We start from the raw sequence: 20,832 nt of genomic DNA on the forward strand, positions 1-20,832 counted from the left end.
TATTAAAGACCAAAGTTTATGAAGTACTAAATCTACACATAGTACTTTACCAGTTTTGCATAATGGCTAAAAAATTGAAAAAAAATAAAATCTATGGTTACAAATCCACCCACTGCTGATATTAAAACATACAAATACTCTATAGCCATTAAAACCATCCCCTCACCCAAAATTTTACTAGGGTTAGGGTTAATTAGTTCAAGAATCCCCCTTATTTCGTCTCGAAATGGGGGGACATTGACTTTGTTCAAAGTTATATGTAAAAAAAGTGGCAACAAAGTTTTCCTTCCAACAAAAATTGAAGATATTTGTTTCAATACCTGTATAATCGCCAAATCCTTAACTTTGTAAACATTTTAATTAATAAGATGTAATGAAAAATACTATACCTTTTTTGTTTTTGCTGCTTGCTATTCACTTTAATAGTTTTTCTCAAGCTACCGTTATTACTGCTGGCCCGATGGCTAACGTACAGCTGCCCGTGTTGAAAAACAGCGACATCATGGTGATGGAGTCTCCACGGTCGGGCATGATGGTTTTTGATGTTACTTATGGCGTTGTGAGAGTATTTGACGGAACAACCTGGCGGTGTGTGGGTTGCGGAGACGAAGGATACACAAGTGCGCAGCTAGCTACTGTGGAATCTTTTACTTTGGGAGCCTCTAAATCTGTTTCAGGTACTTTGTTTTCGGCGATGAGCCCCGGAACTTTCAAACCGGCTGATAACGGAATCGGAACTATCAAGATCGGGGGTAAGCAACCCAACGGATTTATACTGGATAATCAGGATGTGGTAGTTTTTGATTCACCGCTGCCCTTAAAACTTCAGTTGCTTCCTCAGAACGAGCTTTTGAACCTTATTAACCGTTGCCAATGGGAAAAACCAACTACTTACACCCAGCCGGTTGATATCATAACAGAGTCTAACGACGCTGACCTGACTTATAACGTAAGAGAAGCCGGTGATTTTGAGCGCAAGGAAGGAACTATCCTGGGCATGAAGGCCTATAAGTTCCAGAACAAGGTTTTTATTGAAAAATATAATGGCTTTGCCAATTTTCTTGACGACCTCGTTACGCCAAAATCGTCTGTTAACCTATATACGGCTATGAACCTGAACCCTAAGTTGTATACTGTGGTTAGTTCGTCTCCTTGGTTTGCTGTTAACGATGGCATATTGACATTCCCTTCAGGGAAAAGACCAGAAAGTAATTACGGGATCATTTATTTTATTGCCAAGTCTAAAGACCTTCCTAATTACCGCATCAGAATTTTTACGCATCGCCCTAGCAAGGCCAATGTAAAGAAATATTACGATGCTAATGGTAAAGTGCGCAACCGCAATTCTTACCTGAGCGAATATTACATGAAAGCCTTGAATGCCAATATTCCTTCAACCTTAGATTTCTCGGCTACATCAGCTGCTACTTCCAAGTTAAGGGCATCTGACCCGCCTCCAAAAGTACCGCCTCCAACAGCAGGTACAGAAGACGGTTTTGATACTACTAATTGATGTGTATTATAGTTGGAAATTCGGAAATAATTTAGTTTAATATGAGAAAGTATATTCTTATATCAGTATTTGCTGTATCTATACTGACCGCCTGGGCGCAGCCTCAAGGGAACGCAGGGCAGATTCAGAAGCTAAGATATGAGGTGTCTTCTAAGCTGAATAACCAACAAATTACCCCGGCTAAAGCCAGACAAGTGTACAAAAACCTTCAGAAAAAATTATTTACCGATAAAGACTTTGAGAATTACATAGACCTTTACTTGTTCACTGCTGTAGACATCTACGTAATTAACGATGATTACGAAGAAGCAGCAAAGGTAATTCTTGAAGGTTTAGATGATCTGAAATATATTAATGGACAGAAGCGGAACGTACTCTTTTTTGAGTTAAATGCCGAGTTGTCGGAGTATTACCGCCGAATACCTACCAAACTTGGTCTGGCTGAAAAGCATTTCAAAAAAGGGTACGATTTTTTTTTACAGCACAAAAATCTTCAGAAAGAAATACCTGCATTTATTATTACCTTTCTTAGTAACTATGGCCGTTTAATTGATGACCTGGGCGATACCGAACAAAGCTTCTACTATTTTCAGCAGGCAAGGCAAATTGCTCTTCAGGAGAAAATTACACTTAACCAATATGCCGTGCTTAGCAATATGGCTAAGTATTACAGAGAAAAAAAGCAATACGAAAATGCACTGAGCCTGTTAAAAGAGGCGCTTCCGTTAGCTGAAAGTAATGACCGGACCTCTATTGTTTACGTGTCTATCGGCCGTTGTTACAACCAGATGGATAAACCAGCCGAGGCCCTTCAGGCTTTTGCCGATGCCGAAAAATTCTACAGAAATTCTACTGAAAAGCAACCCCGGCTTTGGGTAAATATCCAGATTAACCGTGCCGAGTCTTACTTTAAATTGAATGAACTTGACAAAACAGAAAGAACCTACAAAAGTGCACTGAAAGATTTTGAGCGAATTTTTCATCATAAACAAGGCATGCAGGTTGCCCGCATTGAGAATGGCTTAAGCGAGGTATATCAAAAAAAAGGAAATGTAGAGCTTGCGCTTTACCATACCTCTAATGCCCTGCTGGCCGCCGATACTTCTTATGCGCAGCCAAATAAAAAAAGGTATACCGAGTTTGATGCCGTCAATGCCCCACAAGAGTTTTTTATAGCGCTTGACCAACGTGCTGACCTGCTGGCCGCGTCGAAACCAGCGTTATCGGCCGACACGTATCTGGAGGCCATTAAGTTTGCAGCACATCTCAGAAAAACCTTCGACATGCCGGAGTCAAAGTTGTTTTATACTGAAAAGGTGTATCCGATCTATGAAAAAGCATTGGCTAAAATTTATGAGCAATGGCGTTTGTCGAGGTCAGATGAGTGGGCCGAGAAATTCTTTTTTGCCATGGAAGCCAGTAAATCTGCAGCTTTGTGGGATGCCCTGAAGAGCCAGAAAATACGGCCCAAAGAAATTGATGAAGATTTGTTGAACCAGGAAGCCACCTTAAGGCAGAAAATTGTAAAGTTGCAAATCAGACTTTTGGAGTCAGGCAATGAAAAAACATTGTCTGATTTGTCAGATACAAAAATTCAGCTGAATCACCTGACCAAGAAAATTGAGCAGACATCAAAGAATTACTATAAGCTCAAGTATGACGACTACCTGATTTCGCTCAAAGAAACCCAACAGAAAATAGATAACAGCACAGCTTTTATTAGTTATTTTCTTGGCGAAAACGCTCTTTATTATCTGGTAGCAGACAGAAATTCATACGCTATCATTAAAAACAACAATTCCTTCAAAATTAGTAATGATGTACTTGACCTGTACAAAAAAGTAAATACCCCACCTAATATTGATGCCTATAAGGGCCATGCACTTGCCAGACAGGTTTATAATGACCTGCTTGCACCTGTAGAAGTAATGCTCAGAAAATCGAAGAAACTCATTGTAGCAAGACATGATATTCTGGGTTTTTTGCCATTTGAGATTCTTGAGAAAAAGGGGAAAGGAGATTACCTGTTGTTTGACTATACCATATCTTATGCAAACTCTGCCTCGCTTCAGTTTGATGGCACCATCAGAAAATCAAAAGCTGATATTATTGCCTATGCCCCTTTTAGCGATGGAGGGCAGGCCGGTGACTACCGTGATAAAGGATTCAAGACTTTGTCGGCCTCTGCCGATGAAATAGGGGGCATTAGCGGCCAGATATACCGCGATAACAAAGCAACCAAGCTTAATTTTGAAGAAACTTACAGAAATAAGGGCATTATCCACTTTGCAACCCATGCACAGGTTGACGACGCCGAACCCCTGAAATCGTTTATCGCCTTGTATCCTGAGGGAAAGGATTTCAAGCTTTATACACCAGAGCTGTATAATCTTTCGCTTGACAATACCCAACTTGTGGTGCTAAGCGCCTGCGAAACCGGCAAAGGAAAAATAAGAAAAGGAGAGGGTATAATCAGTCTGGCAAGGGCTTTTCAGTTTGCGGGGTGTCCATCTGTAATTACTACCTTGTGGAATGCCCATGATGAAAGCATTGCCCAATTGTCTAAAAGATTTTATTATTATCTGAAACAGGGGTATCCTACTGATGAGGCTGTCAGATTATCAAAAATAGATTTAATAAAAACCGAATCAGACCATCCTTTTTACTGGTCTAATTTTATATTGATTGGTAAATCTTCAGTTATTCATATCTCATCAGACTACGTCTTTTACCTATGGCTGGGTTCATTTGGTGTTATTATGATAGCCATGTATTGGTTAAGACGCCCGATAGCGGCCTTTTTCTCAAATCTATCCAGATAAATAGTCATTCTGCATTTTGAACCTGCATCAGAAACCTTACATTTGTGATTGATGTTATATACCATATCGTGATTGATATGTTCAAATAAAACGCAACCGAATGATAAGCTACGAGCATTTTACCCTGAAGAACGGTCTGGAAGTATACGTGCATGAAGATCACACCACCCCAATGGCGGCTGTGAATATTCTTTACAATGTAGGGTCGAGGGATGAAGATGAAAATAAAACCGGCTTTGCTCATCTTTTTGAGCATCTGATGTTTGGTGGGTCAAAGAATATTCCGGCCTATGACGAGCCACTTCAAAAAGTAGGCGGAGAAAATAACGCTTTTACGTCGCCAGATATAACCAATTATTACATCACATTGCCTGCCAAGAATATCGAGACGGCCTTCTGGCTGGAGTCGGACCGTATGATGAGTCTCTCTTTCGATGAAAAAGTGCTTGAGGTGCAACGTAAAGTGGTTATTGAAGAGTTTAAACAGAGATACCTTAATCAGCCTTACGGAGACGTTTGGTTGAAATTGCGCCCACTGGTTTACGAAAAGCATCCATACCGATGGGCAACCATCGGAAAAGAGATTAGCCATATTGAAGAAGCCACCATGGAAGATGTAAAGGCTTTCTTTTTTAAATATTACCTGCCTAACAACGCCATATTGGTAGTAGCAGGCGACATAACAGTGGCACAAGTGAAGTATTTATGCGAAAAGTGGTTTGAGCCGATACCGGCAGGAGAGAAGTATAATAGAAATTTACCACAGGAGACGTTACAGACCCGGCATAAGTTTATTGAAACTTCGGCCAAGGTACCTTTAGATGCTATTTACAAGGCTTATCACATGCCGGGGCGTTTTGACCCTGACTTTTATAATGCCGACTTGCTGAGCGATATATTGGGCAGAGGTAAGTCTTCAAGGCTTTATACAACACTTGTAAAGGAAAAACAGTTGTTTAATAATGTTTCTGCATACATAACAGCCTCGCTTGACCCTGGTTTGCTGATTATTCAGGGGAATCTGAATGAAGGGGTAGCTATGGAAGCAGCAGATGCTGCCATTGAAGAAATACTTGGTGAGCTGATAGATAATAAGGTTGATGCGGGTGAGTTGCAGAAAGTAAAGAACCAGAGCGAGTCAACATTGGCTTTTGCAGAGGTAGAATTACTTAACAGAGCTATGAACCTGGCTTTTGCAGCCAACGCAGGCAATGCCGATTGGTGTAATCAGGATGCAGATAAAATTGCAGCCGTAACGCCTGAGTCGCTGCAAACCATGGCAAAGCACATACTTAGAAAAGAAAACTGCTCTACCATGTATTACAGAGCCAATTGATATACTAAATAAAACAATTGCGCCATGCTATACCCAAAGGTAAAAAGCATGGCGCAATTTTATTTATCGTTCAGTAGCCTGTCAGACGGCGAAACTTTCGCCACAGCCACAGGTGCGTGAGGCATTAGGGTTTTTAAACTGAAACCCTTTACCATTAAGGCCATCAGAATAATCCAGTTCGGTACCTACCAGATACAAAAGGCTTTTTTTATCTACAAATACTTTAATACCGTTGTTTTCAAAAATATGGTCGTTAGGGCGGATTTCAAAATCAAATTTCAGGTCATACATTAAACCTGAGCAGCCGCCACCTTCTACTGCCACTCTCACACCATGGTTATCATTTAAGCCATCTTTTTGTCTTAGCTCAATAATCTTGTTTTTTGCTATTTCTGTTACAGTTACCATACCTTTTCAAAGGTTAATTGTTTTAATGCTGTCTTAAAAACGACACCGGGCATCGAAAAGTTTCGTAAATATACAATTAATGGAACGGACTTTCTATTTCTTTTACACGCTTGTTCCAGAATTGGCTGAAGCTGGTGCGTGGGTTTCGGCATAAATATACCTGTGTGCCGTATTCGCGCGCCAGCGGGTTGCTTATTTTGCCAACCAGTTGTATATCAGTAAAAAGTTGCCCGATATCCTCTCCCGGTTCGTCATTTATATAAATAAAAGTATCTGTTGTGGCAGGTATGTTTCTTGGAGCCCAGAAATAATAATTATCAGAAAAACTTACAGGTTCCGGTAATCCGTATTTTTTGCCTAAAATGTTAACAGCTGAAGCCTGCCCGTAGTTTTCGCAATAAATAAGTATTCGGCTTTTGTCATTAATCCGGGCATACCCATCGGCAGTAATCTTTGTCAATTCTTCCCAGCCCAGCATATCTGAGTAGTCCTGAGGTAATTCATGAATTTTACCGTCTTCATGCCTCAGTAGGCCTTCCATACCATATTTGCTAGTAAAATTTTTAAAGTACACGGCCAGATTCTCAGGCGTATCAGTGGGTATTCCCATAGGTATCAGAAAAACACTGAGGCCTGCAAGTACAGTGCTAAATGCTGCTCTTAAATACCATTGTTTAAGTTGGTTTTCCCACCAAACGGCTCCGGCGGCCAGGCATAGCGGGAAAACGCCCGCGGTATAATAACCTTTGCCTTTAGCTAGCAGCAAAACAATAATTACCACCAATATGGCAACAGCCAACAGGCGATATTTTTTTAGTTGTTTATAGAAAAGCAAGGCTCCAAAGCCTGCACAGGTAATCAGAAAAAAGATACCCGGCATGAGTAGCTGCTCTTTTAAGAAGTTGGCGCGGTCTAAGTACACTAACTGGTGTTTGTTAAGTGCGCTCAGGTGCTTTATGCCTGAAAGCCCGTTACTTAATTGCCAGACAATATTGGGCGAGGCAATGGCGATACATAAGAGCATGGCAAACAGGAATGTCTTTTTGCTTAACAGCTTTCTTTCATTGCTTACTAAAAAGGCAATTATCAGGCTGATAAGCAAAAGTACAATAAGGTGTTTATTCAGAATACCCAGGCCGGCAGTTATTCCAATCAGTATCAGAAATTTATCCTGTTTTGACTTCAGGTAAAGAATGGTAAAATAAAACAGGAGTGTCCAGAAAAAAATATCAAAACAAACCGGTTGATAGAGGTAAAAAGGGCGTACAAAGACCGGCGCAAGAAAAATACCCAATACTGTTAACAACTGCGCAAAAGTTTTGCCGCCCAGCTCTTTACAGATACTGGCACTCAGCCAAAGTATGGCCCCACCTAATATAGCCGGTATAATTTTAATAGCCAGTGCAGAGAAACCAATGGTTTTCATGAGTAAAAATGCAAGCAGGCCAACCAAGGGTGGCACAGATGCATAACCTGCCGCAGGATGCGTACCTAAAGAGAAATACAGGAGTTCGTCCCGGTGAGGTTCAAGGCTATCATAAAACCATAAGTGAAAACATATTTTAAGCAGGGCAAGGGCTGGTATCAGCCAGTTCATGTATCTGGGTTGCATAAGTATAGCTTTTTCAGAAGCAAGTTAAAAAAAATACATAAAGAAAGCCACCCTTTTATGAAGAGTGGCTTTCTTTATGTATCAGCAGTTATTTGATATAGCTGAAATCCTGTCCTGCTTCCAGTTTCAGCAGAATCTCATAATACAAATCAATACAAGCCTGAATGTCATCTTTATGGCACATTTCTACCGTTGTGTGCATATACTTTTGCGGCAGAGAAATAAGCGCCGAAGCTACCCCTTCAGACGAATACGCGAAAGCATCGGTATCAGTGCCGGTAGAGCGGCTTGCCGCAGCTCTCTGGAAAGAGATAGACTTTTCTGTGGCTACATCAATCATGAAGTTCAGCAAATTGTTCTGTACTGCCGGGCCATAGGTTAAAACGGGGCCACGACCGCAGGCAATGTCACCATCCATTTTTTTGTTATACATCGGCGACTGCGTATCATGCGTTACATCGCAACAAATAGCTACATCGGGTTTCAGTCTGCGCGAAATCATTTCAGCGCCCCGAAGGCCGATTTCTTCCTGCACCGAGTTAACAATATATAGTGTGTAAGGTAACTGAATGTTATTTTCTTTCAGCCTGCGTGCTACCTCGGCTATGATATAACCACCCATGCGGTTGTCTAAGGCGCGGCCTACATAAAACTTATTATTCAGTTCCATCAGGGTGTCTTCAAAAGTAATCACACAACCTACATGGATGCCCATTTCTTCTACTTCTGCTTTTTTGGCTGCACCTACATCAATAAAGATGTTTTTCAGCGATGGTCTTTCTTCTGTAGCTGAGTCACGCACATGAATAGCCGGCCATCCGAAAATACCCTTTACAATACCCTTGCGTGTATGAATATTTACTCTTTTAGACGGTGCAATCTGGTGGTCGGACCCACCGTTACGGCGCACATAAATGTAACCGTCTTCTGTTATGAAATTCACAAACCACGATATCTCGTCTGAATGCCCCTCTATAACCACCTTGTATGGTTGGCCGGGGTTAATAACGCCCACTGCCGTTCCGTAAACATCAATTAGTTGCGTATCAATGTAAGGCTTTACGTAGTCAAGCCAGATTTGTTGTCCTGATGCTTCAAAACCGGTAGGTGAAGCATTGTTTAAATATTTGTAAAGAAATTCAATATTTGGTTCTGCCATAATTTTTAACCCTTTGGTGTAAAATTTTCACAAAGGTATAGAATATTGTGAATTTACCTCAGGACAAAGTGCATTTTGGAACGCCAAATTACTGGATGCTACACTCATTATAGATTAGCTGCCGGGTTTTTTATAAAAGGTTTGCAGTGCTTTTATATAGGTAATTAGAGCAGTATCCATGTGGTCAAGGTCATTATAAATGCTGTATTGCAGATTGACATTGGTTAGTTTGGATTCAGCGATATTCTGCGACAGTTTTTTCACGGGTTCGATGTTCCATTGCCGGTCTTCTTTGCCACCTGCCGATATAAATATACTCAATTGATTTTTAGTTTTTCTGTCTTTGAGGGCATCAGTAAGTTGATTAAGGTAGTAGTTATTATACCATAAACTTGGGCTTGCTGATGCAATGTTATCAAAAGCAGTGGTATTGGCGCTCAATTGATTCAACAGTGCATACAATGTAAAATACCCTCCGAACGAATGCCCTAATAAAGCCCGGTGCTGTGTTTGGGTTCGGAAACGGGTATCAATGTGAGGTATCAACTGTTTTGTGATGAAAGTGTTGAAATTTTTACCGCCACCCGGACTCTTCATTTCGTCGGATGGTATAGCTGCCGGATATAAGTAATCTCTTTCCCGCAGAGAATCCATAGCTGCAAAAGATTTGTATCCAATGCCCACCAGTATCATGGGTGGTAACAAACCGGCGGTTTCATATTGTTTTACTACTTCTGCCAGCATCGGGAAATAGAAGTTGGCATCCAGCACATAAACTGTCGGGTATTTATCGGTTGGCTTTTCGTAATATTTTTCCGGTAGTTGAACTGATATATTAAAGGAGTCTTTTACGGCTTCTGCATATAAGTGGTGTTCGTGTTTAAGAGATTGGGAATTGTCTTTATCAGCCTTGTCTGTAACTGAACAGGCATGTAAAGTGATTGTGACTACTAAAACTAAAGGGAAGAGTTTCATGAGTTTTTAAGTTTATTTACATTAAAATCCTACAGCCACACGCAGCCCTACGGGTGATTGATTACTAAAAAGATTGATTTCAGGCTGTAGTTTAAGATATGAATTGACCTGATACCAGGCGAATAGCTTAAGCGATTTTTCGGCATAGCCGGCAAATATTCCGGCTTTCAGGTCTAAATCATTCTTTTTACCCTTGTTCGTAAAAAACGTCATACCCACAAAAGGCATATATCTGGTGCTGAACTGAAACGTATTATCGGCCTTACGTTCGTGAGGGAAATAGGCCTGAGCGCCAAGAACAAACCCTTTTTTAAGGTACCTGCTTGACACCAGGCTTATACCCAAAGTGGCTGAAGGAACAATTTTATCCTGATAGGTGCCTACGCCTATGTCTCCATGAAATTCCAGAAAATCTAATAGTGCAGCCCCCACTACGTCTGACTTGATTTTCTGATTCACCACATCGTTTTCTACTTTTACTGTTTTCCACGGGTAAGCATCTTTTCTTTCATTTTGCGCTCTTTCAACGGCTTCTATTATGGCCTGATTTAGATTAATCTCCAGGATGTCCGCTATATCATCCAGGCTGTTCAGCACAAAAACAAATTGCTGGTGAGGATATGTTTTGAAAACCCTGTTGTGTGATTTAACGAGTTCAGATGCTGCCTTGTCGAGATAATTAACCAGTATGAGCGTATCCTGTAGTAACTGTACCTGATGCACTTCTTTGTCTGGCGCTATTTGCAGTACCTCTTTTTGTGTATAGTAAAGCACATCAATTAACGGCCGACCACTTACATACTGGTTCTGTCCGTAATAAGTAATTTTCTTAACGGCGTCTTTTCTGAAACTGCCTTTTACCAATTGGTAGTCTGCCCAGAAATTCCTTACAAGTGAATCGGCATTCAGCTTTAAGTCAAATTCTTTTCCTTGAAAATCAATCAGCAACCTGTTTTTATGGCCAAAATGAATGGTTACTTTATTGTTATTTTTAATCACATCCTGCTGCTGAAATACATCTGAACGTTTACCGAAGTCTTGCAGCAGAACAGGAGGGCGGATGCCTTCCAGCACTGTCATGGTATCATATCGGGCTTTTGTCTGGCAAATGCCTCCGGCAGCAATGCCCGTGAGAAGCATTGAGAGAATAATGAGTGTTCGTAACATGATGGTTTGTTTTTAAATATATGAGTTAATCAGGGCAGGTTTCTGGCTGCGAATCTTACTTTGAATTTAGGTTGCGGAATAGCTTCGTTTTCGGTATTGGATATTTCGTTGACATGAACCGTCTTGAATTTAGGCTTGGTGCCGGCCATTACAGGTAGCTGAAAATGAATAGAATCTTGCCTGATAGCATGAGTAGCCATAACAGGCTCCGGCATCCTGACTGTCATCACTTCAATTTCAGGCTTTATCTCTTTTACAGGTGCTGTAAATGATTTCTTAGTCAGATTTTGTTGAAGCGTTTTTGGTTTGGGGCCAACCGTCTCTGCAATTGTTTTTGGCCGCACAATTGGTTTTGTTGGTTTTATTGCAGCATTGTATTCAATAGGTTGAACCACAGGTTTTTTAAGCAATAAAGCCCAAACAACCAAACCTGCCATACAGGCAGCTATGGCAACCCATTTTAACCAGCCAAAGGGTTGGGGTTTATGCATGTTTTTTTGTAATTCTCCCCAGAACAGACCCTCGTCGAAACTTGAGTCTTTGGGGAGATTGTCTTCCGTATCTGCTATTTTCTTACGAAAGAACTCATCTAGTTTATGTTCCATAATGATAGCCTAATTTTGAGAGTCCGTCCTGTAAAATTCCACGTGCTTTATGTAATTGCGTTTTTGATGTGTTCTCGCTGATGTTCAGTTTGTCGGCTATTTCTTTATGGCTGAAACCCTCAATAGCATAGAGGTTGAAAACCGTACGGTAGCCGTCTGGCAACTTTAGCACCAACTGATAAATCTCTTCTTCGGCAAAACTTTCAAATGCAGAAAAATCGGTGAACGGTTCTTCATCGTTTATTTCTTCCATAGCTACCCAGCTCATTTTTCTTTGTCTGATAAACATGAGGCACTCATTAATCATCAGTTTTTTAAGGTAGGGTTCCAACGTGTTTTCGCCGCGGTACTCAATTCTGCCCACAGCATTAAAAAATTTCAGAAAGCCGTTCATCAGTAATTCCTGTGCATCTGCCTCTACTTGCACATACCTTACACACAACCGGAACATCCGCTTCACGAAACGGTCATACACACGTTTTTGTACAAACGGGTTATGTTTTTTCAGTTCCTGTATTAATATGGTTTCCTGCATCAGGTAGTATTAAGTAATGCTTTCAATAGTATATATGCAGTTATAGATGCAGAAGTTGCCCGGGGTAGAATTTATTTTGAAAACAATGTATAATACCGGTGTTTACTGACCGATTTCGATTTTCAAAAATGCTTGTGTGGCAGGGGTAATTTTAAATCGGTCGTCGGGTCTGTGGCCCACCAGCCAGACGATAAGGCTTCCGGAAGTCAGCACAAGGGTAGTCTTCTTCTGAGGCAGGGGTACTTTTTTGTCTACCAGAAAATCGCTCACTTTCTTTTGGCCTTTCATGCCCAATGGAATAAACCGGTCGCCATCCTGCCAGCGGCGGATACTCAGCGGGAATGCCAGTTTGTCGGCATCCAGCCATAATACATCAGGGCTTTTTTCAGAAACCAGATAAGCCCGCCATTCTTCAGCAGTTACTTTGCTAATTCTAAATTGCCAACCATGGTATTCAATAACAGAAGCATCTTTTTGAATCTGAACTTCTTCAAAATCTGTAGTTGTGTTTGCCGTAATAATAAGATGCATACGGTCTTTTACCAGTGTGTGGGTGTCTGAATAAAAGGTTTTGCCTGAAGGTTTGCCTAAAGCCTGATATATTTCTTTTGATTGGAAATAATTAAAGCCAAACTCCTTGAGTAGTTCTTCCAGCAAATAGGCGGCTGATTGTTGCGTTTGAATTGCACTGATGTTTAAAAGAATAGAATCGCCCTGGGTACTTAAAACGGCTTTTCTGAAGGCATCAAGGCTACCAAGAAAAATACCTTCAAGCGCTTGCAGGCGTTCAATATTACGGGCAAAGGTTTGCTCCAGATTGGGGTTGATTTGCTTTAGAAGCGGTACCACCTCATTGCGCAATAGATTACGTTGGTAGTCGTTTGAGGCATTGCTGCTGTCTTCCCGCCATTTTAAATCCTTGCCAGATATATACTGTTCAATATCTGCCCGCGAGGCAAAAAGCAAAGGTCTGATGAGGTATTGCTTTTTTGCCTGTATACCTCTTAAACCAGCTATGCCTGTACCTTTGGTAAGATTGAGCAGAATGGTTTCAATGCTGTCATTTAAATGATGTGCCGTGGCAATATATTGGCTTCCGGTTTGTAGTCTTATCTGTTCAAACCATTCATAGCGCATTTGTCGCGCCGCCATTTCAATAGATAATTTATTTGCTTTGGCAAAAGCCCGGGTATCAAATGCAACAGTATAGAATGGCACGCTATTTTGCTCACATAATTGCTGCACAAATAAGGCGTCTTTGTCTGAGTCTTCGCCACGCAACCTGAAATTGCAATGGGCAACGGCAAAATTAAACTTTGCTTCAAGAAACAAATCAAATAGCAGCACAGAGTCTTTGCCGCCGCTTACAGCCAGCAGCACTTTATCGGTGGGTTCGAAAAGACTTTGTGAGTTAATATATGTTAAGAAAGCATGAAGCATAAACCTATTTAAGTACTTTTGCAGACAAAATTAGAATATTGCATACAAGATGTTGAATATTGGTCGGAAAAATATGAGATTAATTAAGTTGAACAAATCGGGCAGTGTATTACTGTTAACGTTTTTCTGTTTGTTCGGCGCCATTGTATCTTATGCCCAGAAGCCACTCAACCCGCCAGCGCCTACTGCCCCGAAAGCGCGTATTACATTACAACATGCCGACTCCGTGTTGCTTTCTAAACAGGAGCCCTCAGATACCCGCCAGTTTATGGGGCATGTGGCGTTTCAGCACAAAGGCTCTGTTTTGTATTGCGACCTGGCCACTCAATATGAAGCTACCAACACAATTGAGGCTTTTGGCAATGTGAAAATAGTGCAGGGAGACACCCTGACCATAACAGGCGATTCGCTTTTTTATGATGGCAACACACGTTTTGCCAGAGTTACAGGTAGAAAAGTAGTGCTTACAGACTCTAAAGTTACACTCACTACCCGAATTATGGAGTACGAAATGGCACGAAACAGGGCGTATTATCCGGTTTGGGGGGTAATCGTGCAGGATTCCAGTACGCTTACCAGTCAAAAGGGCTTTTATAATACCCGTTCTAAAATTTTTAATTATAAAGACAACGTAAGGATAGACAACCCCAAATATACCATTACTACCGACAGCCTGCAGTATAACGCCAGAACAAAAATGGCGCTTTTTAAAGCCCCCACACTCATAAAGAGTAAAGATGGTGATATTATGGCCAACAGCGGCAGTACCTACAATACCCAAACGCAGCAATCGAACCTGAAGGGGAGGTCTAAGGTGGTAAATGAAAATTATACATTGGTAGGCGATACACTGATGTTTGACCAGAAGACAGAGTCTGGCGTGGCCAGGGGCAATGTAGAGTTGGTGTCAAAAAAAGACAAAGTGGTTTTAACAGGCAATAAGGCCGATAGAAACGGGCAAACCGGTTTTACCAAAATAACCGGTAATGCTATTATGCGCAATGGCTCTGAGAAAGACACACTTTACCTGAGAGCAGATACTTTGTATGCTTATGAAGCGGTAGACCAAAAGGCTAAAATCAGAAAAGATACTGCCCGCCGCGAGAAAAAGATGGAAAAGCTGATTGCCAGCGGAAATGTGCAGGTTTACAGAACCGATATTCAGAGCAAGAGCGATTCTTTGTTATATGACCTTAAAGATTCGGTAATTCATTTCTTTACCAAACCGATATTATGGAGCCCGCAGAATCAGTCGGAAGCAGATACCATTCACGTGTACATGAAGAACGGAAAAGTAAGCAAGATGTTTATGGTTAACCAGGGATTTGTGATTGCCAAAGATACGTCTCAGAATTTTAATCAGGTAAAGGGTAGAAAAATTACAGCCTTGTTTAATAACGAAACCCGCATTGAACAAGTAATTGTAGAGGGCAACGGACAAAGTATTTATTATGCGTTAGACGACAAGAATAAACTAATTGGTGTCAATCATGTCGAATGTAGTAAAATGAATATTAGGTTCAGAGAGAATCAGGTAAAACGAATCACCTTTGTAGGTAAGCCCGATGCAAAACTGGTGCCGCCCAAAGAACTGACCAACAGCGCCAACCGGCTGGACGGGTTCAATTGGAGAGAGAGTGAAAAGCCTACCAAGGCGGCTGTTTTAGGCGAAATACCCAAGGCAAAACAGGTACCGAATCCTTAAAAAATGTTAAAAAAAGTCTTAAACGTTAAAGTTTAAAACTTATTGCAACCATTTGATCATAAAAATCGTCCTTATATCAAAAATATGTTGGTTTTTTTTACGGCCTTGTTTACATTTGTATAATACCACTCCGTCACATAACTAATTTTGTAATAGGTTTCTAATTTTAAGTATGGTAAAAGTTTTACGGAAATATATATTTGTGTTGATTGGTTTAGCCCTGCTATCAAACGACGCCCTTGCTCAGGTTGAGAAAGGGAAGTCTCGTTTGGATATCGGTAAAAAACCAGCCGCCAAAGTGAATGCCCAGAAACTGAGCTTTGTGGCTAAACCCATGCCAAAAGAAGTTAGACTGGACAAACCTGCTGCGGTTAATCAATACTTCAGGAATGCACTTTTGAACGGCTCGTCGAAGCCGGGGGCTAAAGCAGCTACAATAGAAGCAGTTACCTTTAATACTGATAAAACCCTTGCCAATGGTACCGAGCATAGTGATAAATTGTTTGCCAACGAAAAAATTTCGGTTTCAAATATTTATCCTAATCCGGCTAATGATTTTGCCGTTTTTGATTACTCAATAACCGGCAACCTTAATAATGCCAGCATGGCGTTTTATAACTTGTTAGGTAACGAAATTGCCAGTTTTGAATTAGATAAAAGCGACCGTAAATTGAAAGTTAACACTACCAATTGGGACTCGGGCGTTTACCTTTATCAGCTGGTGGTAGATAATAAAAAAGTGGTTACCAAAAAACTACTGGTAAGACACAATTAAGCATTATTGAAAGATATATTGATAGGGAAGCGTTTGCCGCTTCCCTTTTTTTTTGGAAAAGCAAACAGAATGTAGCTTTTTTGCAGAAATATTATCGGCAACAGTTACTTCATAAATTTCTAATACCCCTGCATGTTAAGATATTCCGTTATTACGCCTGTTTATAACCGCCCTGATGAGGTAAAAGAATTGCTGGAAAGCCTTACCCGGCAGACCTACAAAAACTTTGAGGTAATAATAATTGAAGACGGCTCGACATTAAAATGCGATGAGGTATGCAGGAGTTTTGAAAACAGACTGGATATCCAATACTTTTTTAAGCCCAATTCAGGGCAGGGATTCTCTCGTAATTATGGGTTTGAAAGGGCCTCCGGCGATTACTTCGTGCAGTTAGATTCTGATGCCATTATACCTGACCGTTATTTTGAAGTCGTAGATACTACCCTGCAAAGCCAGTGGCTGGATGCCTATGGTGGGCCTGATGCAGCACATGAAAGCTTTACTGATATACAAAAGGCAATAAATTATGCCATGACCTCGGTATTTACAACAGGAGGCATACGAGGTAAAAAAAATAATGCCGGTGGGCAGTTTCACCCGCGCAGCTTCAATTTCGGTATCTCTCGTAAAGTATGGGAGGTTACCGGTGGATACACTATGACCCGCATGGCTGAAGACATTGAGTTCAGTATCAGAATCATCGAAAATGGCTTTAAAGTAGGGCTGATAGAAGAAGCATTCATTTACCATAAAAGACGCACCGACTTCGGGCAGTTTTATAAGCAACTGCACTTCTTCGGGCGTGGGCGTATCAATCTGGCGCGTATGTTTCCGTCAGAATTAAAGGCGGTTCATTTCTTCCCGGCAGTATTTACACTGGGTTGCCTTTCAATACCGTTGCAACTGGCTCTTAGCTTTATAATTCCTTTTTTTTGTTATACCTTTTGGCTTTCAGCGGGGGTACTGCTGCTTTACTTCTTACTCATATTTATTGATTCAGCCCTGAAAAACAAAAGCTTGAAGGTTGGCCTGCTGAGTATTATTGCCTGTTTTATTCAATTGTTTGCCTATGGTATAGGTTTTATGCAGGAGAAACGGAACAGCTAAGCATCGGCCAGATGCTTTTTCAGGTAACCCGTGCTTTTTGCAAAAGGACTGAGGCCGATATACAACAAAAGTGATGAAATAATACAACCGCCAAACTGTGCAATAAAGATAGAATAATTGATTTTCTGAGGGTCGGCAAAAACCGTATCGTTGAAAAACCCTACCGATAAAGGCCCCAGACCCAGGCCAATCAGATTAACCACAAATAAGAAAAAGGCCGAAAAAATGGCTCTCATGTTATTGGGTACAATCTCTTGTATGGCCGCAGTAGCCGAGCCGTACGAAAAGGATGATGCAAAACAGAAAAGCGCAATAAATACCAGGGTTATATCAGGGTTGGCAAATAGTAAGCCGGCGGTTGAAATCACGGCCACCGACATACCCATAAAACTGGTTCTCATGCGTGCGGTAGCAATGCCTTTTTTAAGCAGGTGGTCGGCGTACCTTCCGCCCAGCACCACACCCAATGTAGAGAAAACACTTACCAGCACCCCAAAAGTTACCCCGGCCTTGGTGTCTGTCCAGCCATGTACCCGGTTCAGGAAAGTCGGAATCCAGTAGGTACCGGCAAAAGAAGCAAATGACATAAAGGCCATTCCGAAGTTCAGCGACAGAAAAGTAGATTTATTGGCTTTAAAATAGGTAATAATTTCACTAAAACTGGCCTTATTAGCAGACTCCTTACCGCTATCCAGTTCTTTGCGTTTCGGTTCTTTAATGGTTTGCAATAATATAACTATCAGAAAACCCGGCAGGCCTATGTAAAAGAAAACCACCTGCCATGAGAAAATCTCGCCCACAAAAGGTAAGTGAATGTTCTCCTGCCCGACCATTGAGCGGATGGCCGCGCCTATCAGAATTGATAGCCCCGACCCCAGAAAAACACCCATGTTGTAAATGCCCAACGCAGTGCCCAGTTTTTTCTTGGGAAAATAGTCTGATATCATTGAGTATGCAGCCGGAGACAAGGCTGCTTCGCCAATACCCACGCCTACACGAGCCAGAAACAGCATGGAGAAACTACCTGCCACACCACATAAGGCTGTCATCAGACTCCAGATGGCAATACCCCAGCCAATTATTTTCTTGCGGCTCATTCTATCGGCCATTACTCCGATAGGGATACCCAATACCGTGTAAAAAAAGGCAAAGCTAAGCCCCATAAGCAGCCCCATCTGGGTATCAGAAATACCAAAAGATGCTTTTATGGGTTTTACCAGCAGCGCCAGAATCTGGCGGTCAATGAACGATGAAATATACGCAAGCAAAAGAATGCCCAATACATACCAGGCATAGCGGAGTGAAGGTTGCTCTTTCATAGATTGGCTATTGAAAAGAGAAAGGGTTAAGGTGATAGAATGGGAGGTAAGTTAAGTATAATTTGGTAGAATTGGTATTATTCTAATAAGTAATTTTACTTTTTAAGGGCGGGTTAATATTGGTGGTTGAGAAGAAAACTGAACGGATGAGATAAAAGTATAAAAATAGTAAAGCCTGATGCGGAACAAATCAGCATCAGGCTTTAATGTATGGGTTATTTTTTAAGTTTATATGGTTTTATTTTTAGGGTCTATTTTGTGTTTCACTATTAGGTTTACTCTATAAACCAGCCAAATACATAAAAGAATTATAACGGCTGATATATAGCCTAGCACCGGGTAGTTTTCTAACGGACTGTATTTGTCTTTTTGCACAATAATGTAACCTGCAAATACAGAGGCAATGCCTCCGGCTATTTGCTGTAGCGAAGAGGTAATGCTCATAAAGGCGCCTCTGTCTTGCATTTGTGGTATGGCTGTCATCAATGATGTTGATGGAATCATTCTTGACATAATGCCCACAAACAGCAAAATGTTGAGTATCAGTACCACCCAAAGCGGAACGGGTGTCAGATTCGTATAAATAATTATCATAACCATTGCCCATAATGAACCGATGGTAAATACCTTGAATTTATCAAACCTGTCGCTCAATCGCCCAACAATGGGCATTATGAATAATGAAGATATACCGGTTACCATAAACAGAATGGGCAGCTGGTCTTGCGAAAAATGAAGATTATTAATGGCAAAAGCACTGCCAAAAGGCATCATCAGAAACCCACCTACTGAAAGCAGCGCAGTACCCAGAAAAGCTACCTGATAGTTACTGGTAGCCAGCACATGGCGGAAGTGCTCATACACATTACGGTCGGTTTTTAATGCCAGGTGTTTGGTCAGTGGCTTAAGGCCTTTCAGTATGGCCAGGGCTATAATAACACTCAATAATACTATCATCAGAAAAGGCGCATGCCAGCCCCATATATTGGCAAAATACAGACCAATTGGAATACCCAGAACCTGACTGGCCGCAAAGCCCATCTGAACGGTGCCCATTACGCGGCCCCTTTGCTCAATCGTAAAAATGTCTGTTATAATTGCCAGACCAATAGAGCCTATTACCCCTCCAAACAGCCCGGTTATGATACGGGCTGCCACCAACAGATGGTAATTAGGCGCCAGACCACAAAACAACGTGCCGATAATGAAACCTGCATAAAAGAAGAGAAGCAGTTTTTTGCGGTCATATTTGTCGGCAAAACCAGCAGCCAGTAAGCCTGAAGCCCCTGCACTGAATGCATAGCTGGACACAGCAATGCCAAATTGACTTGGGGAAATATCTAATGACTTCATCAGAACGTCGCCCAGCGGAGACATGACCATGAAATCAAGTATAACCGTAAATTGTGTAATGGCAATAAGAGCAATGACTAGCTTCTGATACCCTGTGAATGTTGTTTTTTCCATTATTGGTTTAATTGTTTAACTCTTCACATTGGTACCCTAGTTGCCTGATTACCCCTATGAGCTCTTCCTGGCATAAGCCTGCTACTGATGCACGCAGTACACCGTCACAATCCTGATAATCAATAGACCATTTTTTAATTTCCGGAATTCCGTCAAGGGCAGGAGTAATAGCCTCTTTCATTTCAAGGCTCAATACATTTGTTTTTAGAATAAATATTTCCATTAAAATAGCTTTTTCTTTCTTATTTGCGTGTTGGGCTTCAGGTTTTATTTTGTTTCAGGGCTTTCATAACTACATCAAATGTCTGCCACATGAGTGCCTCAGAGAACTGAAAAGGTTCACCTGCCAGACTGATTCCTTCTGTATGGAACCGAATCAGGTTATAAAGTGGCGCATAAGCAATTGACCAGAACACTTCATTTTCCATAGGGCATAACTCCTGCCGGTCATTGGCATTCTGTAAGAAATTGCTCATGGCTTCAACAAAATCGGTACTTACGGCATTATAAACTTTGTCGCGGTAATGCGAGTGCCTGATTTGCTCCAGAAAAGTAGCCTTCAAAGGGTTACTTAACCAATATTCAGCTCTGTTGCGCCATTGTATTCTCATGCCGGCTTCAAAGTGCATATCAGAACTGAAATCTTTCAGCAACATGGTAGTTAACCGTTGGGTTTCTTCTGCGCCTAGCTGTACGAGCAAATCTTCTTTGTCTTTATAATAGATGTAAAGTGTGGCCGGAGAAACCCCGGCTAACTTGGCCAGTTTTTGCATACTAAAGCCGTCGAAGCCAAGTTTAACAATCATCTCTATGGCCTTTTCTTTAACTAGTTGCTCTTTATGTTCGTTGCGTGTTCTCATTTCAATACAAATGTAAGTGAATGTTCG

General features: G+C 41.3%; 18 protein-coding genes. 6 read left to right on the forward strand and 12 right to left on the reverse strand.

Annotation, left to right across the window (positions count from 1 at the left end; all coding sequences use genetic code 11):
* Positions 1 to 373: 373 nt before the first annotated feature.
* From NZ848_RS01360 to NZ848_RS01370, 3 genes are all read left to right on the forward strand, one after another.
* The gene (locus NZ848_RS01360) at positions 374 to 1,513 is read left to right on the forward strand and encodes a hypothetical protein (protein ID WP_259014061.1); all 1,140 of its coding nucleotides are present in this window, start codon (positions 374 to 376) and stop codon (positions 1,511 to 1,513) included.
* A gap of 41 nt (positions 1,514 to 1,554) precedes the next feature.
* Positions 1,555 to 4,335, forward strand: coding sequence for a CHAT domain-containing protein (locus tag NZ848_RS01365; RefSeq protein ID WP_259014062.1), 2,781 nt, complete (start codon positions 1,555 to 1,557; stop codon positions 4,333 to 4,335).
* Positions 4,336 to 4,435: 100 nt separating this feature from the next.
* Entirely contained in the window at positions 4,436 to 5,671 is a 1,236-nt protein-coding gene (locus NZ848_RS01370; RefSeq protein ID WP_259014063.1) for a M16 family metallopeptidase, read from the forward strand.
* An 81-nt stretch (positions 5,672 to 5,752) separates the two neighbouring features.
* Here the strand turns inward: NZ848_RS01370 and NZ848_RS01375 are convergent, their stop codons facing one another.
* The 8 genes from NZ848_RS01375 to tilS form a co-directional block, all read right to left on the reverse strand.
* Positions 5,753 to 6,079: a HesB/IscA family protein gene (locus NZ848_RS01375; protein WP_253533390.1), complete on the reverse strand. Its 327-nt coding sequence runs from the start codon at positions 6,077 to 6,079 to the stop codon at positions 5,753 to 5,755.
* A gap of 76 nt (positions 6,080 to 6,155) precedes the next feature.
* Positions 6,156 to 7,691, reverse strand: coding sequence for a glycosyltransferase family 39 protein (locus NZ848_RS01380; RefSeq protein WP_259014064.1), 1,536 nt, complete (start codon positions 7,689 to 7,691; stop codon positions 6,156 to 6,158).
* A gap of 88 nt (positions 7,692 to 7,779) precedes the next feature.
* On the reverse strand, positions 7,780 to 8,850 hold the full coding sequence (locus NZ848_RS01385) for a M42 family metallopeptidase (RefSeq protein ID WP_253533394.1): 1,071 nt from the start codon (positions 8,848 to 8,850) through the stop codon (positions 7,780 to 7,782).
* 114 nt (positions 8,851 to 8,964) lie between these two features.
* Entirely contained in the window at positions 8,965 to 9,825 is an 861-nt protein-coding gene (locus NZ848_RS01390; protein WP_259014065.1) for an alpha/beta hydrolase, read from the reverse strand.
* Between the two features lie 21 nt (positions 9,826 to 9,846).
* A complete protein-coding gene (locus tag NZ848_RS01395; RefSeq protein ID WP_259014066.1) occupies positions 9,847 to 10,992 on the reverse strand; it encodes a hypothetical protein in 1,146 nt (381 codons plus the stop codon).
* Positions 10,993 to 11,021: 29 nt separating this feature from the next.
* Positions 11,022 to 11,597, reverse strand: coding sequence for a hypothetical protein (locus NZ848_RS01400; RefSeq protein WP_259014067.1), 576 nt, complete (start codon positions 11,595 to 11,597; stop codon positions 11,022 to 11,024).
* A complete protein-coding gene (locus NZ848_RS01405; protein ID WP_259014068.1) occupies positions 11,587 to 12,132 on the reverse strand; it encodes an RNA polymerase sigma factor in 546 nt (181 codons plus the stop codon). The genes NZ848_RS01400 and NZ848_RS01405 overlap by 11 nt, the downstream gene beginning before the upstream one ends.
* 102 nt (positions 12,133 to 12,234) lie before the next feature.
* Complete coding sequence (gene tilS / locus NZ848_RS01410) at positions 12,235 to 13,572, reverse strand: tRNA lysidine(34) synthetase TilS (protein ID WP_259014069.1); 1,338 nt, start codon at positions 13,570 to 13,572, stop codon at positions 12,235 to 12,237.
* Between the two features lie 73 nt (positions 13,573 to 13,645).
* Here tilS and NZ848_RS01415 point away from each other — a divergent pair, with 73 nt between their 5' ends.
* The 3 genes from NZ848_RS01415 to NZ848_RS01425 all read left to right on the forward strand — a co-directional run bounded on the left by NZ848_RS01415 (position 13,646) and on the right by NZ848_RS01425 (position 17,159).
* Entirely contained in the window at positions 13,646 to 15,277 is a 1,632-nt protein-coding gene (locus NZ848_RS01415) for an OstA-like protein (RefSeq protein ID WP_259014070.1), read from the forward strand.
* A 172-nt stretch (positions 15,278 to 15,449) separates the two neighbouring features.
* Positions 15,450 to 16,052: a T9SS type A sorting domain-containing protein gene (locus tag NZ848_RS01420; protein WP_253533408.1), complete on the forward strand. Its 603-nt coding sequence runs from the start codon at positions 15,450 to 15,452 to the stop codon at positions 16,050 to 16,052.
* 132 nt (positions 16,053 to 16,184) lie between these two features.
* Positions 16,185 to 17,159: a glycosyltransferase gene (locus NZ848_RS01425; RefSeq protein ID WP_259014071.1), complete on the forward strand. Its 975-nt coding sequence runs from the start codon at positions 16,185 to 16,187 to the stop codon at positions 17,157 to 17,159.
* Here NZ848_RS01425 and NZ848_RS01430 read toward each other — a convergent pair.
* The 4 genes from NZ848_RS01430 to NZ848_RS01445 form a co-directional block, all read right to left on the reverse strand.
* Positions 17,156 to 18,478 (reverse strand): spinster family MFS transporter, encoded by a 1,323-nt coding sequence (locus NZ848_RS01430; protein ID WP_259014072.1) that lies wholly within the window; start codon positions 18,476 to 18,478, stop codon positions 17,156 to 17,158. The genes NZ848_RS01425 and NZ848_RS01430 overlap by 4 nt on opposite strands.
* Before the next feature lie 228 nt (positions 18,479 to 18,706).
* Entirely contained in the window at positions 18,707 to 19,945 is a 1,239-nt protein-coding gene (locus NZ848_RS01435; protein WP_259014073.1) for an MFS transporter, read from the reverse strand.
* A gap of 7 nt (positions 19,946 to 19,952) precedes the next feature.
* Positions 19,953 to 20,168, reverse strand: coding sequence for a hypothetical protein (locus NZ848_RS01440; protein WP_101727320.1), 216 nt, complete (start codon positions 20,166 to 20,168; stop codon positions 19,953 to 19,955).
* A gap of 37 nt (positions 20,169 to 20,205) precedes the next feature.
* Positions 20,206 to 20,805 carry a TetR/AcrR family transcriptional regulator gene (locus tag NZ848_RS01445; RefSeq protein ID WP_259014074.1) on the reverse strand — a complete coding sequence of 200 codons (600 nt, stop codon included), beginning with the start codon at positions 20,803 to 20,805 and terminating at the stop codon, positions 20,206 to 20,208.
* Positions 20,806 to 20,832 lie beyond the last annotated feature (27 nt).

The organism is Emticicia fluvialis, from assembly GCF_024793945.1.
GTDB classification, from domain to species: Bacteria; Bacteroidota; Bacteroidia; order Cytophagales; family Spirosomataceae; genus Emticicia; species Emticicia fluvialis.